This is a genomic window from Nonomuraea diastatica (assembly GCF_004349015.1).
GTDB lineage: Bacteria > Actinomycetota > Actinomycetes > Streptosporangiales > Streptosporangiaceae > Nonomuraea > Nonomuraea diastatica.
This window is the reverse complement of the sequence record NZ_SMKP01000123.1, coordinates 1-14,044: the sequence shown is the minus strand read 5'-3', so window position 1 is coordinate 14,044 and position 14,044 is coordinate 1. Positions and strand designations below refer to the sequence as shown.

Annotated in this window: 16 protein-coding genes; 12 read left to right on the top strand and 4 right to left on the bottom strand. The window is 70.8% G+C overall.

The genetic code is table 11. The features are described 5' to 3' along the window. Nucleotides 1-7 precede the first annotated feature (7 nt). The gene (locus E1294_RS34135) at nt 8-862 is read right to left on the bottom strand and encodes a hypothetical protein (protein ID WP_246083485.1); all 855 of its coding nucleotides are present in this window, start codon (nt 860-862) and stop codon (nt 8-10) included. Between E1294_RS34135 and E1294_RS34130 the strand changes: the two genes are divergently transcribed. From E1294_RS34130 to E1294_RS34105, 6 genes are all read left to right on the top strand, one after another. Next, nucleotides 861-1,694, top strand: a complete 834-nt coding sequence (locus tag E1294_RS34130) for a 2,3,4,5-tetrahydropyridine-2,6-dicarboxylate N-succinyltransferase (RefSeq protein ID WP_132515101.1) — start codon at nt 861-863, stop codon at nt 1,692-1,694. The two genes, E1294_RS34135 and E1294_RS34130, sit on opposite strands and share 2 nt — an antisense overlap. Beyond that, nucleotides 1,694-2,749 carry a succinyl-diaminopimelate desuccinylase gene (gene dapE / locus E1294_RS34125; RefSeq protein WP_132515100.1) on the top strand — a complete coding sequence of 352 codons (1,056 nt, stop codon included), beginning with the start codon at nt 1,694-1,696 and terminating at the stop codon, nt 2,747-2,749. Before E1294_RS34130 ends, dapE begins: the two co-directional genes overlap by 1 nt. 249 nt (nt 2,750-2,998) lie before the next feature. After that, nucleotides 2,999-3,796: an LOG family protein gene (locus E1294_RS34120; protein WP_132515099.1), complete on the top strand. Its 798-nt coding sequence runs from the start codon at nt 2,999-3,001 to the stop codon at nt 3,794-3,796. 11 nt (nt 3,797-3,807) lie between these two features. Then, entirely contained in the window at nt 3,808-4,392 is a 585-nt protein-coding gene (locus E1294_RS34115) for an LOG family protein (protein ID WP_132515098.1), read from the top strand. A 60-nt stretch (nt 4,393-4,452) separates the two neighbouring features. After that, nucleotides 4,453-5,376 (top strand): hypothetical protein, encoded by a 924-nt coding sequence (locus E1294_RS34110; RefSeq protein ID WP_132515097.1) that lies wholly within the window; start codon nt 4,453-4,455, stop codon nt 5,374-5,376. Further along, entirely contained in the window at nt 5,373-5,933 is a 561-nt protein-coding gene (locus E1294_RS34105; protein WP_132515096.1) for a DNA-3-methyladenine glycosylase I, read from the top strand. Before E1294_RS34110 ends, E1294_RS34105 begins: the two co-directional genes overlap by 4 nt. 28 nt (nt 5,934-5,961) lie before the next feature. Here the strand turns inward: E1294_RS34105 and E1294_RS34100 are convergent, their stop codons facing one another. After that, nucleotides 5,962-6,738: an enoyl-CoA hydratase-related protein gene (locus tag E1294_RS34100; RefSeq protein ID WP_132515095.1), complete on the bottom strand. Its 777-nt coding sequence runs from the start codon at nt 6,736-6,738 to the stop codon at nt 5,962-5,964. Then, complete coding sequence (locus E1294_RS34095) at nt 6,735-7,511, bottom strand: PaaX family transcriptional regulator (protein WP_132515094.1); 777 nt, start codon at nt 7,509-7,511, stop codon at nt 6,735-6,737. Before E1294_RS34095 ends, E1294_RS34100 begins: the two co-directional genes overlap by 4 nt. Before the next feature lie 181 nt (nt 7,512-7,692). Between E1294_RS34095 and E1294_RS34090 the strand changes: the two genes are divergently transcribed. Both E1294_RS34090 and E1294_RS34085 read left to right on the top strand, forming a co-directional pair. Then, nucleotides 7,693-7,860, top strand: a complete 168-nt coding sequence (locus E1294_RS34090) for a DUF3117 domain-containing protein (RefSeq protein ID WP_020545024.1) — start codon at nt 7,693-7,695, stop codon at nt 7,858-7,860. A gap of 81 nt (nt 7,861-7,941) precedes the next feature. Further along, nucleotides 7,942-9,351 carry a leucyl aminopeptidase gene (locus E1294_RS34085; protein WP_132515093.1) on the top strand — a complete coding sequence of 470 codons (1,410 nt, stop codon included), beginning with the start codon at nt 7,942-7,944 and terminating at the stop codon, nt 9,349-9,351. Nucleotides 9,352-9,357: 6 nt separating this feature from the next. On the opposite strand, the gene E1294_RS34080 is transcribed toward E1294_RS34085, so the two are convergent. Next, the gene (locus tag E1294_RS34080) at nt 9,358-9,996 is read right to left on the bottom strand and encodes an O-methyltransferase (RefSeq protein WP_132515092.1); all 639 of its coding nucleotides are present in this window, start codon (nt 9,994-9,996) and stop codon (nt 9,358-9,360) included. Between the two features lie 185 nt (nt 9,997-10,181). Between E1294_RS34080 and sigE the strand changes: the two genes are divergently transcribed. The 4 genes from sigE (at nt 10,182) to E1294_RS34060 (ending at nt 14,019) form a co-directional block, all read left to right on the top strand. Continuing rightward, nucleotides 10,182-10,814 (top strand): RNA polymerase sigma factor SigE, encoded by a 633-nt coding sequence (sigE, locus tag E1294_RS34075; protein WP_132515091.1) that lies wholly within the window; start codon nt 10,182-10,184, stop codon nt 10,812-10,814. Between the two features lies 1 nt (nt 10,815). Beyond that, nucleotides 10,816-11,343 carry an anti-sigma factor family protein gene (locus E1294_RS34070; protein WP_132515090.1) on the top strand — a complete coding sequence of 176 codons (528 nt, stop codon included), beginning with the start codon at nt 10,816-10,818 and terminating at the stop codon, nt 11,341-11,343. A gap of 169 nt (nt 11,344-11,512) precedes the next feature. Continuing rightward, nucleotides 11,513-13,318 carry a S1C family serine protease gene (locus E1294_RS34065; RefSeq protein ID WP_132515089.1) on the top strand — a complete coding sequence of 602 codons (1,806 nt, stop codon included), beginning with the start codon at nt 11,513-11,515 and terminating at the stop codon, nt 13,316-13,318. Between the two features lie 338 nt (nt 13,319-13,656). Further along, the gene (locus E1294_RS34060) at nt 13,657-14,019 is read left to right on the top strand and encodes a sec-independent translocase (RefSeq protein ID WP_132515088.1); all 363 of its coding nucleotides are present in this window, start codon (nt 13,657-13,659) and stop codon (nt 14,017-14,019) included. Nucleotides 14,020-14,044 lie beyond the last annotated feature (25 nt).

The following is a 14,044-nucleotide window of genomic DNA, read 5'->3' as shown; positions in this document are numbered from 1 at the left end:
CACGGCGCTACGACAGGTCGACCCGGCGGGCGCTCGCCTGGCCGCCCGTCTGCCAGCCGTCGCGCTCGAAGTCGTTGACCCAGGTGGCGCCGTTGTAGCCGACGCGGTTGAGCGCGTACTTCTCGGCGTGGGCCACCGACCACGCAGCCACCAGCCAGCCGCGCCGTTTCGTGGTGATCGCCGTGCTGCCGAGCGCCCTGGCGAGTTGCTTGCGGGCCACGGCGGTCCGCGACTTCGGAGCGGAGGTCTTGCCGGAGGGATACCAGCAGTGCACCGCCTGGGGGACACGCCCGGTGAACGCCGCGGCGAGAATCTCGGCCTCGTTCTCGTGCGCGGCATAGGCGTAACCGCCCGCCGAGCGCTGCACGGCCTGCGCCGCCTCCGCCAGCGGGATCTTGCGGTAGTTCTTCACCTTGACCAGGGCGGCGAAGAACTTTTTGGTGGCGTAGACGGGGTCCATGAGCTGCTTCTTCTTGCCCCAGCCCTGTGACGGGCGTTGCTGGAACACGCCCACCGAGTCGCGGTCGCCGAAGTTGACGTTGTAGAGCTTCGACTCCTGGATCGCCGTCGCGTACGCGATCACCACGGCCCGCTCCGGCAGCCTGCGCCGCGCCGCGACCGCCGCGATGGTGGCCGAGATCTGCGCCTGCTCGGGATCGAGGTTGCGGACGCCGCCGGGCGTGTTGACCACGCAGTACGCGTGGCGCTCGGCCAGCTGAGGCGTCCGCTTGAGAAGGTGGTACAGGCCAACGGAAATGGCCACGGCGAGCACGATCACGATGATCGCGATGGTGATGACCCCACGGGAGAAGCGCACGCGCACGCTGAAGAACCTACCCGGACGGATAAGCTCCGAGGCCATGAGTCACCTGAGCACCTCGTCACCGATATCGCCGGTGGTGGACGAGCTGTGGGAGCGCAGGGCGGAGTTGTCGCCCGCCGACGTCGACGCGCGCAACGTGGTGGTCGGCGCGGTCGACCTGCTCGACAAGGGCGCGGCCAGGGCGGCCCGCCTGATCGACGGCGACGTCGTCGTGGACGAGCGCGCCAAGCGGGCGATCCTGCTCAGCTTCACGGTGCTCGGCATGGCCCGCTCGCAGGTGGGCGACTTCCAGCACCACGACAGACACCCGCTCAAGAGCTCGTTCGACGGGGTGCGGGTGGTGCCGGGGGCGATCGCCCGGTGGGGCTCCTACCTGGCGCCCGGGGTGGTGCTGATGCCGTCGTTCACGAACGTCGGTGCGTACGTGGACGCGGGCACCATGGTCGACACCTGGGCCACGGTCGGATCCTGCGCCCAGATCGGCAGGAACGTGCATCTGTCCGGCGGGGTGGGCATCGGCGGCGTGCTGGAGCCGCCCGGCGCCGTCCCGGTCGTCGTCGAGGACGACGTGCTGGTCGGCAGCCGGGCGATGATCGTCGAGGGCGCCCGGGTCGGGCAGGGCGCGGTGGTCGGCGCGGGAACGATCCTCTCCGGCTCGATCCCGGTGATCGACGTGCGGACGGGCGAAGAGGTCGCCCGCGGCCGGATCCCCGCGTGGTGCGTGGCGGTCAGCGGCACCCGCCAGAAGGAGTTCCCCGGCGGCACGTTCGGTCTGCCCTGCGTGCTCGTGCTCAAATACCTGGAGCCGGGGCAGCGGCACGACAAGGCGGCGCTGAACGAGGTGCTGCGCGAACACGGAGTGAACACCTGATGCTTGACCTCACGCAGGACGTACGCGCGCTCACCGCCGCGATCGTGGACATCGAGTCGGTCAGCGGCGCCGAGCGGCGGCTGGCCGACGAAGTGGAGCGGGCGTTGTCCACGCTGCCGCACCTGAAGGTCGACCGGTCGGGGGAGACCGTCGTGGCCCGCACCCAGGCAGGCCGCCCCGAGCGGGTGCTGATCGCCGGGCACCTCGACACCGTCCCCGTCGCCGCCAACCTGCCGAGCAGAGTGAAGGGAGACCTGCTGTACGGGTGCGGCACGTCCGACATGAAGTCCGGCGTGGCGGTCGCGCTCAAGCTGGCGGCGGCCGTCCCGGCGCCGGGCAAGGACATCACGTACGTCTTCTACGACTGCGAGGAGGTCGAGGCCGAGCGCAACGGCCTCACCAGGGTCGCCAGAGACCACCCCGACTGGCTGGCGGCCGACTTCGCGGTGCTGATGGAGCCGACCGACGGCGTCATCGAGGGCGGCTGCCAGGGCACGCTGCGCGCCGAGGTCACCGTGACGGGCAAGCGCGCCCACAGCGCCAGGTCGTGGTTGGGGGTCAACGCCGTTCACGGGATCGAGCCGGTGCTCGCCAGGCTCAACGCCTACGAGGCGCGGCGGCCGGTGGTGGACGGTCTCCGGTTCCACGAAGGTCTGAACGCGGTCGGCGTGCGCGGCGGGGTCGCGGGCAACGTCATCCCGGACCAGTGCGTGGTGACCGTCAACTACCGCTTCGCGCCCGACCTGTCGATCGAGCGGGCCCAGGAGCACGTACGCGAGGTGTTCGACGGTTTCGAGGTGGCCTTCGTCGACGCCGCGCCCGCCGCGAGGCCCGGCCTGACGCATCCGGTGGCGGCGGCCTTCACCGGGGCGGTCGGCGGCACGCCGCGCGCCAAGCTGGGCTGGACCGACGTCGCCCGCTTCTCCGCGCTGGGGGTGCCCGCCGTCAACTACGGGCCGGGCGATCCGAACCTTGCGCACCAGCAGGGGGAGTACGTGTCGCTGCCGAAGATCGTCGAGAGCGAGCGGGCCATGCTCGACTGGCTGTCCACATGAAAGTGGCCTTCCTCGCCGGCCATTTGGCGGGGAAGACCACTTTCAGTCCCGAGCAGCACCCTCGGCAGTTAGACGCGGGGGAGTCGAAATCCGGTTCCATGCTTCTTCCAAGATTTTTTATCGGCTGTTGTCAAGGCGTCTACCTGCGTTTTTGCGCCGGGATGCCCCTCTGCCCGCCGGGGCGATGCGGCTCCGGCCACCGAGTGGAGGTGGAACCGGCCGCGTCCAAAGGCGACTAGCGTGACCCGCATGGAACAGTCACGTCGGGAACGCCGTCAGGGGCAGGCCGTCTTCCGCGGCAGCCTCGTCCCCACCTCCACACACGACCAGCGCCTGCTCGCCCGCCAGGGGCCCTCCGACTGGGTGCACATGGACCCGTGGCGGGTGCTGCGCATCCAGGCCGAGTTCGTGGAGGGTTTCGGCCAGCTCGCCGAGCTGCCGCCGGCGGTCACCGTCTTCGGCTCGGCGCGCATGGGCGAGGAGTCCCCCGACTACGCGCAGGGCCGCCGGCTGGGCCGGGCGCTGGCGGAGGCGGGCTACGCCGTCATCACGGGCGGCGGGCCTGGCCTCATGGAGGCCGCCAACCGGGGCGCGCGCGACGTGGACGGCGCGGTGTCCGTCGGGCTCGGCATCGAGCTGCCGTTCGAGCAGCGCATGAACGACTACGTCGACCTCGGCATCGAGTTCCGCTACTTCTTCGTGCGCAAGACGATGTTCGTCAAATACTCCTGCGGCTTTATCGCCCTGCCCGGCGGTTTCGGCACGCTCGACGAGTTGTTCGAGGCGCTCACGCTGGTGCAGACGCGCAAGGTCACCTCCTTCCCCGTGGTGCTGATGGGCACGGAGTTCTGGGGCGGGCTGCTCGAGTGGGTCAAGAGCAGCCTGCTCGGCACCGCGAAGATCGCGCCCCAGGACCTTGAACTGATCACCGTCACCGACGACGTCGACGAGGCCGTACGCATCATCGCGGACGCCGACCGGGCACGATCGGAGCAGCAGGAGGAGGAACTGGCGTCCGCCGCCGCCCAGCCCGCGGAGCCCCAATAGGCTGGCCCCTCGTGAACATCTGCGTCTTCTGCGCCTCGAGCCTGCGCATCGACCCGAAGTACATCGAGCTGGCCCGGCAGGTCGGCACCGAGCTCGCCAAGCGCGGCCACACGCTGGTGAGCGGCGGTGCCACCGTCTCCTGCATGGGCGCGGTCACCTCGGCCACCAGGGCCGCCGGCGGGCGCACGGTCGGCGTGATCCCGCAGGTCCTGGTGGACATCGAGGTGGCCGACGAGGATTCCGACGAGCTGATCGTCACCAACGGCATGCGCGAGCGCAAGGGCGTCATGGACGCCCGCTCCGACGCCTTCCTCGTGTTGCCGGGCGGCATCGGCACGCTGGAGGAGCTCTTCGAGATCTGGACCGCGCGGGTGCTCGGCATCCACGACCGCCCCTTGGTGATCCTCGACCCCTGGGGCCTGTACGAGCCGCTCAGGACACTCATCAGCACCATGTACGACCAGGGTTTCACCCGGGCCGACGTCTTCGACGCGATCTCCTGGACGTCCACCGTGGACGAGGCGTTCGCCCACCTCGAAGCCCGTTCGCAGCCCGTGCGGCCCAGTGTCGCCGAACTCGGCGAGGCGACCGGCTGACCGGATTGCGCTGCTTGCGGTGATGCTGAACGAGCTCCGCCGTATGAGTACGATGCCAATGTGCTGGTCGTACTCGCCATCGCCGCGATCGCCATCTTGGCATGCGTGGTCTTGGTCTCCCTTGGCAGGGGCGGTGAGCTGACCGAGTTCCCGCCGGACGTGCCGCCCCTCGACCTGCCCGAGCCCGGGCAGCTCACGGCGGTCGACGTCATGGCGCTCCAGTTGCCGGTCAACCTGGTCGGCTACCACACGCAGAGTGTCGACGAGACCCTGCGCAGGGCCGCCAACGCGATCAGCGCCCGTGACACCCGGATCGCGGTGCTGGAGCAGCGCGTCTCCGAGCTGCTGTCGAGCCGGCTCTACGCGCGGCAGGAGATCCACGCCGCGCCGGGCGCCGGTCTGCGCACGGACCACGCGCCGCAGGCCCCTGCCGCCTACAGGGAGCTGCCCGAGTCGGGCGACCCGGTGCCCGGCGGGGGGTCCTGGGACGACGACGCGGAGGGGCAGTACACGCAGTGGCGCGTCTCCCCGCGGGATGCCGCCGTCGAGCAGGCCTCCAACGGCGCCTCGGCGGCCGGACACGAGTCCGGGGAAGGCGACGGCCCCGGCACCGGCACCGGCACCGGCACCGGCGACGGAGTCGCGGACGGGCGGCGGGCCGCGGACGGTGGCGAGCGCGCGGACCTGCCGGAGGGCCTGATCCAGGACGGCGAAGGACCGCAGGGCGTGACCCGCGACGGCGAGCGGGGGGAGCCGCCTGCCGAGCCGATCGCGGCGGAGACAGGCGACACGGAGACTGGCACGACGCCAAAGGGCGGCACGGAGACGGGCGGCTCGCAGACGGGCGGTGAGCCGGAGCCCGGCACGGAGGCGCGTGTCGAGCGGGAGACCGGCACGGAGACGGGTGGAGAGCCGAAGACCGGGGAAACGCGCGGAGAGGCGGAGCCGCCCGCGCGCTCCACACTGGAAGACGACCGGCCGTGACGGAGCCGATCCGCTGCACCTGGCCGGGCATGGCCGACCCGACGTACCTCGCCTACCACGATGAGGAGTGGGGCCGCCCGGTCAAGGGTGACGACGCGGTCTTCGAGCGCGTGGCGCTGGAGGCGTTCCAGTCGGGCCTGTCGTGGCTGACGATCCTGCGCAAAAGGGAGAACTTCCGCGCCGCCTTCGACGGCTTCTCGATCGTCAAGGTCGCCGCGTACACCGAGCAGGACGCCCAACGGCTGCTGGGCGACCCTGGCATCGTCCGCAACCGGGCCAAGATCGAGGCCGCGATCAACAATGCCAGGGCCGCGCTCGAGTTGCCCGAGGGGTTGTCGGACCTGGTGTGGCGCTTCTCCGAGCCCGACGCGGCCGTGCCGAGGACGATGGCCGACGTGCCCGCCACGACCCCCGGCTCCAAGGCGCTGGCCAAGGAGCTGAAGAGGCACGGCTTCACCTTTGTCGGCCCGACCACGGCCTACGCGCTGATGCAGGCCATCGGCCTGGTCAACGACCACATCGAGGGCTGCCTGGCACGCTCACGCCGACCGGCCTGACACGGCCGCCCCCGTCAGGTGGTGCCCGTCACGTGCCCTCGAACGTGGGGCGTTCCTTGGCGAGGAAGGCCCTGGTGGCGTTCTGGTGGTCGCGGGAGGCGGCGCACGCGTCCTGAAGGTCGGCCTCCAGCGCCAGCGCGTCGGGCAGCGCGTGCGTCGCGGCGTACGCCAGCGCCCGTTTGGTGGCGGCGTACGCCACGGTCGGGCCCTGAGCCAGCGACCCGGCGAGCTCCCGCGCGGTCTTCAGCACGTCGTCCGGGGGGACCACGCGCGTGACCAGCCCCAGCTCCAGCGCGCGGGCCGCGTCGACAGGCTCGCCGAGCAGCAGCAGCTCGGCGGCCCTGCCCTGGCCGACCAGCCGCTGCAGCGTCCACGACGCGCCCGAGTCGGGAGCCAGCCCGATGCCCGCGAACGCCAGCGCGAACTTGGCCCTGTCGGACGCCACCCGCAGGTCGCAGGCGAAGGCCAGGGACGCGCCCGCGCCCGCCGCGACGCCGTTGACGGCGGCCACCACCGGCTTGCCCATGGTGGCGATGAGCTCCACGATCGGGTTGTAGTGCTCGCGCACGGTGTTGGCCAGGCCGTGGCCCGCCTCCAGGTTGCCGGCGTGCTCGCGCAGGTCCTGGCCCGCGCAGAAGGCCCGCCCCGAGCCGGTGAGCAGGACGGCCCTGACCGCGGGGTCGGCCGCCGCCCGGCGCAGCCCGTCGAGGAGGGCCTGCTTGGTCTCGGCGGTCAGCGAGTTCATCGCGTCGGGACGGTCGAGGGTGATGGTGGCGACGGCGTCGGCCACGTCATAGCGGATCAAAGCAACTCCCTGTCGACGAACGCGGCGGCTGCGGGCAGCAGCCGGGCGGCTTCCTGCTCGAAGTAGACCCTGGCCTTCTCGCCCGGCCAGCCGGCGGGCAGCAGTTCGGGCGGCAACCCCGGGTCGCGGAACAGGAAGTTGCGCCAGCCGTGCACGAGCCTGCTCCTGGTGGCGAACACCTGGTCGGCCGGTGCCCCCTCCGGGAGCCCGCTGATCAGCGTGTCAGCCTCGGCCAGCCAGTGTTCGTACGCCTCGCCGATGGCGGTCAGATCCCACGCCCTGGCGACGAGCTCGCGGGGGTCGCCCTCCAGCGCCGAGTCGAACCTGTCGGCCCGCACGCCCTCGCTCTCGAGCAGGTTGTCCAGCTCGATCGACGAGCGTGGGCCGATCCAGGCCGTCTCCGACAGCGCGGCGTAGCCCAGGAACGTCAGATCGGCGCGGAGCCGCTCCCTGCGGGGCCGGTCCTTGACCGGTCCGAAGACGATCAGATGCCACCTGCCGTGCCAGGTCAGCGTTCCGGCTCGGTAAATTCTCAGCGCCGCCTCGTCCAGGCGCCTGACGCACTTCGGCGTCAGCCCGTAGCCGGGCCCCTGAGGAAGCCTGATCGGTTGCAGCCAGCCCTGCCGGACCATGCGCGAAACCGCCGTACGCACGGCGGGAGCGGCGATTTCCAGAGGTTTCATGAGCCGGACGAGCGCGGCCACGGTGGCTTGCCCACCGCGCGAGCGCAGGTGGTCTCCATAGAGGTCGAACAGAGCGGCGCGAGCGTGCACGAAGTCCAGTTTGGACGCGATCGCCGACCTCGACAACGCATTCTGGGAGGAGATCGTTACCCATGAGCGCTCTCGATGCGGGAGAATAGGACATCACAGAAGACGTGAATGCGCCGACCACCCCCGACGGGCGGTCGGAAATCGCGGGCCGCGGGAGCCCAAGGCAGGAAGGGAAACACGCATGGCGGCGATGAAGCCGCGGACCGGCGATGGTCCGCTCGAGGTCACCAAGGAAGGGCGCGGCATTGTCATGCGGGTCCCCCTGGAAGGTGGCGGCCGGCTCGTCGTGGAGATTTCCGCCGACGAGGCCAAGGCGCTCGGCGAGGCGTTGAAGAACGTCGTCGGCTGAGCGCTCCCGAGAGACACTTTTTGTTCTACGACCCTGGCGATAATCCGGCGCCAGGGTCGCTGACGTTCGAGGAGAGATCCCGTGCCCATAGAGACCACTGCGTCGGTGGTCGCCGATGTTTCCGACGATCCCGAGTTGCTGGCCGTCCCCTACACCTCTGATCTCACCCCAGCGCACGCGGTCGAGCTGCACCTGCCCGTGCCCGACCTGCTGGCACACTACGAGGCCAAGGGGGAGGCTGGAGAGGTCGTCGAGGTCCCGGTGGCACGCGGCGGCGGCGTGGGCCGCGTGCTGCTCTACGGCGTCGGCGACGGCTCGCCGCGCGCGCTGCGCCGGGCCGGCGCAGCGCTGACGCGCAGGGTCAAGGGCAAGGACACGCTGACCGTGGTGACGCCCGGCGGCGACGTGGCGGCGTTCGCCGAGGCGGCGCTGCTGGCGGCGTACTCGTACAAGATCGGCAAGGTGGGCAAGTCCGCCGTGCGGACGCTCGCGTTCGCGGGGGCCGACGGGGCTCAGGTGCGCCGCGCGCAGGTCGTCGCCCAGGCGGTGGCGCTCGCCCGCGACCTGGCCAACACGCCGTCCTCGGTGAAAAATCCCGCCTGGCTCGCCGAGCGGGCCGCCGAGAGCGGCCTGCCGGTCAAGGTGTGGGACGAAGAGCGCCTGCAGGCCGAAGGCTTCGGCGGCATCGTCGCCGTGGGACGTGGCTCGGCCAGCCCGCCCCGGCTCATCCAGCTCTCCTACACGCCTGACCGGCCAACCGATCGGCACGTGGTGCTGGTGGGCAAGGGCATCACGTTCGACTCCGGTGGGTTGTCGCTGAAGCCGACGGACAACATGAAGACCCAGAAGACCGACATGGCGGGCGGCGCGACGGTGATCGCCGTGCTCGGCGCGCTGGCCAGGCTGGGCGCGCCCGTGCGGGTCACCGGGCTGGTCGCGGCCGCCGAGAACATGCCGTCCGGCACGTCGCAACGGCCCAGCGACGTCATCAAGCACTACGGCGGCCGCACCGTCGAGGTGCTCAACACCGATGCCGAGGGGCGCCTGGTGCTGGCCGACGCGCTCGCCTACGCCGACGCCGTCCTCGACCCCGACACGGTGGTCGACGTCGCCACGCTCACCGGGGCGATCACGGTCGCGCTCGGGCGCAACGTCGGCGCCGTCTACTCCACCGACGACGCGCTGGCCAGACAGCTCGTCGACGCCGGTCAGACCGCGGACGACCGGCTCTGGCGGATGCCGCTGATCGACGACTACGCGGCCGCGCTGAAGTCGCCGATCGCCGATCTCAGCAACGTCGAGTCCGGGTCGAAGTTCGGTGCGGGGTCGATCACGGCCGCGTTGTTCCTGCGGGAGTTCGCGGGGCAGCGGCCGTGGGCGCACCTCGACATCGCCGGCGTCGGGCGCAGCACGGTCGACGAGGGCACGCTGAGCAAGGGCGCCACGGGGTTCGGCGTGCGCGTGCTCCTGGAGTGGCTCACGCGCACCTGACGGGCGTCAGTCGGCGATCTTGATGGCGGCGAGCAGGCCGTCGCCCAGCGGCATCAGCACCGAGCGGAGCCGGTCGTCCGACTGCACCAGCTTGCCCACCTCGCGCAGCGTCACCGTGTCGGGGTCGCGCTGCGCCGGGTCGGCCACCCGGTTGTGCCACAACATGTTGTCGAAGGCCACGATGCCGCCCACGCGCAGCAGCCGGACCGCCTCGGAGAGGTAGTCGGCGTACTCATGTTTGGCGCCGTCGGCGAACACCATGTCGTAGCCGCCGTCCGACAGCCGTGGCAGCACGTCGAGCGCCCGGCCCGAGATGAGCCGCACCCGTCCGCCGGAGAAACCCGCCTCGGCGAACGCCTGCCGGGCCAGCCGCTGGTGCTCGGGCTCGACGTCGACACTCGTCAGCGTGCCGTCCGTGCGCATGCCGCGCAGCAGCCACAGACCGGAGACGCCGCAGCCCGTGCCGATCTCGACGACGGACTTGGCGTTGACCGCAGTAGCCAGGAAGCACAGGGCCGCCCCGCCACCGGGAAGGATGGGCGTGGCCCCCATCTCCAGCCCGCGCTGCCGCGCAGCGTGCACGATCTCATCCTCGTGATGGAACTGCTCCGCATAGGCCAGAGTGGCCTCCACCGGAGTGGTCATCGGCCGCCTCCCCCCACTTTCGTGCGATTGTCGCAAAAGGTCATACACGTGATTGGTGCCGATCGCAGCCTATGGGAGACACGCCGGGACGGGAACTCAGGAGGGACCTGAGGCGTTGCAGGTTTAAACGGGCTTTGCCGGTCCGGAAGGCAGGCAGTGCGCACGAAGGGACGAAACCAGGCACTATGGCGGTAGCGGTGGTCCCAAAGAGAGGAGTTCTGGTGGACGAAAGCGACCACCAGACAGATACTCCGGTGTCGTCTGACTGGACTCCTCCCACATGGGAGGAAGTGGTGCGGACCCACTCCGCACGGGTGTACCGGCTGGCGTACCGGCTGACCGGCAATGTCCACGACGCGGAAGACCTGACCCAAGAGGTCTTCGTCCGGGTCTTCAGGTCGTTGTCGAGCTACACCCCCGGCACCTTCGAGGGATGGCTGCACCGGATCACGACCAACCTGTTCCTCGACATGGCGCGGCGCAAGCAGCGCATCAGGTTCGAGGGGCTGGCCGACGACGCCGCCGAGCGGCTGCGCGGTCGTGAGCCGTCTCCTGCCCAGGCGCTCGACGACGCTCATCTGGAGCCCGACATCCAGGCCGCCCTCGACGCGCTCGCCCCGGAGTTCCGGGCCGCGATCGTGCTCTGCGACATCGAGGGCCTGTCCTACGAAGAGATCGCGGCCACGCTCGGCGTCAAGCTGGGCACGGTCCGAAGCCGGATTCACCGTGGCCGGGCGCAGTTGCGGGAGGCGCTCGACCATCGAGCCCCCCGTAATTCTCAACTCCCCCCGACCGTGACCCGTGGGGAGGAAAACTGATATGGCTCATCTTGGAGAACGCGTATCCGCGCTCGTCGACGGGGAGCTCAACCACACCGAACGCGAGCGCGCGCTTGCCCATCTGACCTTCTGTGCTGACTGCCGGCGAGAGGTCGAGTCGATGCGGGCGCTGAAGTCGCGCCTGCGCTCGCTCGACGATCCCGCGATGCCTGCCGACCTGACGATGTCCCTGCTCCGGATGGCGGAGCCGGGAGGGCCGCTGCCCCCGAGGGAGCGCCCTTTCCCCACGCGCACGTTCGGCGGGGTGCCCATCCCTGGGCCGCACAGCATCGCGCCTCTCGACAACCGCCCGCGCCGGGACGCCGCTGGTGGAGCCACGGGCCCTGGACGCGGTGGTAGGCGGCGCACGACCTACGTGGCGGTCGGGGTGGTCTCCGCGGCCGTCGCGCTCGGCACTTTCTTCGCAGCCACCGGCGTGGGCCAGAGCAACCCCGCGCCCCCGGTCGAGCTCTTCCAGCGGCCCGATCGCAACTCGCCGACGAGTGCTCCCCCCACCGCCACACCTTGAGGTCTCACCATGCCTGGGATACTCGGGGTGGCGTAGTCAACGACGCGCGGGGCATACGATCTGGGTTCGGGATTTGTCACAAACGGTTCCTGACAAATGCTTTTTATGACCCTCGTATGCCGCAAGAGCGAGGATTGCGGTGGCCGAGCCAAGGAGTGGTGAGACTTAGATGACCGACGAGACGCGCCCCAACGAAGGACGCACGACGTCGGACTACCCCGAGCCACAGGGGCGGCCGGACTTCCTGCCCGCGGAAGACGCGTCCGAGCACGAAGGCACGCGGCCCGAGCCGCCCGCCTCGTTCGGCGCCTCCTGGGGCGACCCGTCGGGCCGTTCCGAGGGTTCCGGCACGCCACCGTACTCCAGCCGCCCGTCCGGCGGCTCGCCCGCCGAGGGCGGGGCCGCGCCGGACACCTCCGGCCAGACCGGGCCGTGGTCCGGTGCACCCTCGTTCGGCCCGCCCGACCCGGGCGCCCGCTCCCATGAGGATCCGCACTCCGAGCCGGGCGCGCGCCCCTACGAAGGCCCGCCGTCCGACCAGGACTCACGCTCCCACGACGGTCCGTTCTTCGGGCTCGCAGAAAGTGGCGCGCAGGAGAATCCCGCGTTCGGCCGTACTGACAGCGGCGAGGGCGGCTATGGCCGTCCCGGCGGCGGCACGCAGGAACATCTCTCGTTCGGCCGTCCTGACGGCGGCACGCGGGCGTACGAAGCCCCGCTCTTCGGCGGCCAGCCTCCCTATGGAGGCGCGCCACCGCCGCCGCCTCCGCGACAGGCACTCGGCATGGGCGCGGGCTGGGCGCCGCCGCCCTCGGGCGCGCACAGCCACGGGAGCAGGCCGCGCCGCATCCCGAGCACCGGCTTTCTCATCTCGACCGCCGTCGTCATCGCCCTGGTGGCCTCCCTGCTCGGCAGCGTCGGCACCTACCTGCTCACCAAGCCGGCCAGCGACAACGACCCCGGCTACAGCCTGGGCCCGGTGCCGACCGGCGCCACCAACCGGGCTCCCGACTCGGTGGCGGGCGTGGCCGCCCGGGTGCTGCCGAGCGTGGTCTCCATCGAGGCCGGCAACGGCATAGCCACCGAAGGCGCCTCGGGATCCGGCTTCGTGATCAAGAACGGTTACGTGGTGACCAACAACCACGTGGTCTCCCCGGCCGCCAAGGGCGGAGAGATCAGGATCATGTTCAACAACCGTAAGACCACCTCGGCCCGCATCGTCGGCCGTGACCCCGGCTCCGACCTGGCCGTGATCAAGCCCGAGGACACGTTCGGCACGCCCGAGATCACCCTCGGCAACTCCGACCAGGTCGTGGTCGGCGACCCCGTGATCGCCGTCGGCTCCCCGCTGGGCCTGACCGGCACGGTGACGACCGGCATCGTCAGCTCGCTCAACCGCCCGGTCATCGCGGGCGACGACACCGGCGCCAGCTCCGAGGAGCCCGCCTACATCAGCGCGATCCAGACCGACGCCGCCATCAACCCCGGCAACTCCGGCGGACCGCTCGTCAACGGCCGCGGCGAGGTCGTCGGGGTCAACTCGGCGATCGCCACCCTGAGCCGCTCGCTGAACAGCCAGAGCGGCAGCATCGGCCTGGGCTTCGCGATCCCCGTCAACCAGACACGGCGGGTGGCCGAAGAGCTGATCGCCACCGGCAGGGCCAAGCGTCCCAAGATCGGCATCCTCCTCGACCGCGACTACAAGGGCCAGGGCGTACGCATCGCCTCCGAGCCGGTCGGCGGCCAGCAACCGGTCGACGCCGACGGTCCCGCCGGCAAGGCCGGGCTCAAGGCGGGCGACGTCATCCTGGAGATCGACGGGCTGACGCTGCAGGACGGCAACGAGCTGATCGCGCTCATCCGCAGCAAGGCGCCCGGCGCCACGATCAACATCAAGTTCCAGCGCGCCGGCCAGGAACAAAGCGCCACACTGACCGTCGAGGCCGACGACCAACCCGCCCCGACCCCATCGTGACCGCGTCTCCTCTCTTCCCGCCGCCCGACCGGCTCTTTCTTCACGGCACAGCCGACTGGGTCCCACCCGCCGACGTGCGTGCCCGGCCTTCCAGGGTGACGCTCACCGGCTTCCCCGCGCCGCGCCGCCGTAACGGACCGGGCTCGGCCGTCAGCGGGGTGGGAAGGCACCCCAGTCCGCGCGCGGTGGTTCGTGGCAGGTGGCGGATCGGGCGGCTGGGTACGGAATTCGCAGCGGAAATGACCATGGGGCGGCGACCGACCTACGCCGGAGAGCCCTTAGTCTGTGGATAGGCCGGGGTTGTCCTCGGAGAGGTTGGACTGCGGTAGGAGCTCACGGTGTTCGGACTCGGGTGGGGGGAATTCGCGGCGCTGATCGTCATCGCGCTGCTCGTCTTCGGCCCCGACAAACTGCCTCAGGCCGCCTCACAGGCGGGCCGGACGCTGCGAAACCTGCGGCGCATGGCCACCAACGCGCGCGACGACCTGCGTGCCGGGCTGGGCCCGGAGTTCTCGAACTTCGACCCCGCCGACCTCAACCCGCGCACGTTCGTCCGCAAGCATCTCCTCGACGACATCGAGGACGACTGGAACAACAAGCCGGGCGAGCTGGAGCCGGTCACCACGGCTCCCGCCATGTCCGACCCGGTGGACGAGCTCGGCTACGGCGAACTCCCCCCTTACGACTCCGAAGCCACCTGACGGCACCGCCCAACGCCTGTCTCTT

Coding starts and splice junctions, on each gene's coding strand:
- E1294_RS34080 (WP_132515092.1), bottom strand. CDS start 9,996: ATGACCACTCCGGTGGAGGCCACTCTGGCCTATGCGGAGCAGTTCCAT.
- E1294_RS34065 (WP_132515089.1), top strand. CDS start 11,513: ATGACCGACGAGACGCGCCCCAACGAAGGACGCACGACGTCGGACTAC.
- E1294_RS34070 (WP_132515090.1), top strand. CDS start 10,816: ATGGCTCATCTTGGAGAACGCGTATCCGCGCTCGTCGACGGGGAGCTC.
- E1294_RS34130 (WP_132515101.1), top strand. CDS start 861: ATGAGTCACCTGAGCACCTCGTCACCGATATCGCCGGTGGTGGACGAG.
- dapE (WP_132515100.1), top strand. CDS start 1,694: ATGCTTGACCTCACGCAGGACGTACGCGCGCTCACCGCCGCGATCGTG.
- E1294_RS34090 (WP_020545024.1), top strand. CDS start 7,693: ATGGCGGCGATGAAGCCGCGGACCGGCGATGGTCCGCTCGAGGTCACC.
- E1294_RS34135 (WP_246083485.1), bottom strand. CDS start 862: ATGGCCTCGGAGCTTATCCGTCCGGGTAGGTTCTTCAGCGTGCGCGTG.
- sigE (WP_132515091.1), top strand. CDS start 10,182: ATGGCGGTAGCGGTGGTCCCAAAGAGAGGAGTTCTGGTGGACGAAAGC.
- E1294_RS34120 (WP_132515099.1), top strand. CDS start 2,999: ATGGAACAGTCACGTCGGGAACGCCGTCAGGGGCAGGCCGTCTTCCGC.